The 1,159-nt window shown below is 65.0% G+C and carries 1 protein-coding gene and 1 pseudogene; both read left to right on the forward strand.

The features are described 5' to 3' along the window. The coding region (locus AB4Y84_RS22115; protein ID WP_442250991.1) for a sulfatase-like hydrolase/transferase at window positions 1–1,047 on the forward strand (1,047 nt) is incomplete at its 5' end. Continuing rightward, window positions 1,014–1,159, forward strand: a pseudogene (locus AB4Y84_RS22120) (glycosyltransferase family 1 protein); the annotation flags it as partial. The gene AB4Y84_RS22115 and the pseudogene AB4Y84_RS22120, both read left to right, overlap by 34 nt.

Raw genomic sequence — 1,159 nt, forward strand, 5'->3', positions numbered from 1 at the left:
CCGCAGTTCATGCCCAACGCCTCGGCGCTGGCCCGGTCCTCGCGGGTGTACGAGCATCATTTCAGCACCGGCAACGCCACCCGTTATGGTCTGTTCGGGCTGCTGTACGGCCTGCCGGGTGGCTATTGGCCGAGCATGCTCGACGAGCAGCGCGGCTCGCAGCTGTTCAAGGTACTGGGACAGCAGGGCTATGACTTGCACCTGTATGGCAGCGCGCCGCTGTACAGCCCGGAGTTCGATCGCACCGCGTTCGCCGATGTCCGCGACCAGCTGCACCAGGGGCCGTCCGAACTGACCTCCGATGGCCGCGATGCCGCCATCGTCGCTGGACTGCAGAAGGACATCCGCGCCAGCCAGGCTGCACAGCGCCCGTGGTTCGGTTTCGTGTTCCTCGATTCCACCCACGCGCCCTACCACATGCCGGCCGGCTATCCGCCGCTCGCCACGCCGATGGCCGATGCCATCGATTTCCTCAAGTTCGGCCCCGGGCACGATCCAACGCCGGAGTTGAACCGCTACCACACCGCGGTGCATTACGCCGACAGCCTGATTGGATCGCTGCTGGATGACCTGCGCGCACAGGGTCTGGAGCAGAACACGATCGTGCTGGTGACCGGCGACCACGCCGAGGAATTCAACGACCTCAAGCTCAACTACTGGGGCCACAACGGCAATTTCTCCAACTACCAGTTGCAGGTGCCCTTCGTGCTGCATTGGCCTGGCCAGGAGGGCGGCCGCGACGCACGCGTCAGCTCGCATGAAGACTGGGTACCCACACTGATGCGCCAGGGACTCGGTTGCGAGAACGCATTGACCGACTACAGCACCGGCCATGACCTGCTGGCGGCACCGACCGGCAAGCGTGCGCTGGTGGTGGAAAGCTGGTCGCAGCGCGCGGTACGCAATGGCGAGGCGATCTACGTGTTCGACAAATTCGGCAACGCCACCGCGCTCGATGCGCGCTACCGCCCGTTGCCGCAACAGACCCCCGACGCCGCCAGCATCCGCGCGGCATGGGAAGCGCTGACCCGCTTCCGCAACCGCTGAATCCAAGGACCGATCCACGCATGAACCGTCCGCTGCGCATCCTGCATACCGAAGCCGCCAAAGGCATGGGCGGGCAGGAGATCTACATTTTCCGCCACATGCAGGTGATGCG

The sequence above is a fragment of the Stenotrophomonas sp. 2YAF22 genome (assembly GCF_052114665.1).
GTDB classification, from domain to species: domain Bacteria; phylum Pseudomonadota; class Gammaproteobacteria; order Xanthomonadales; family Xanthomonadaceae; genus Stenotrophomonas; species Stenotrophomonas indicatrix.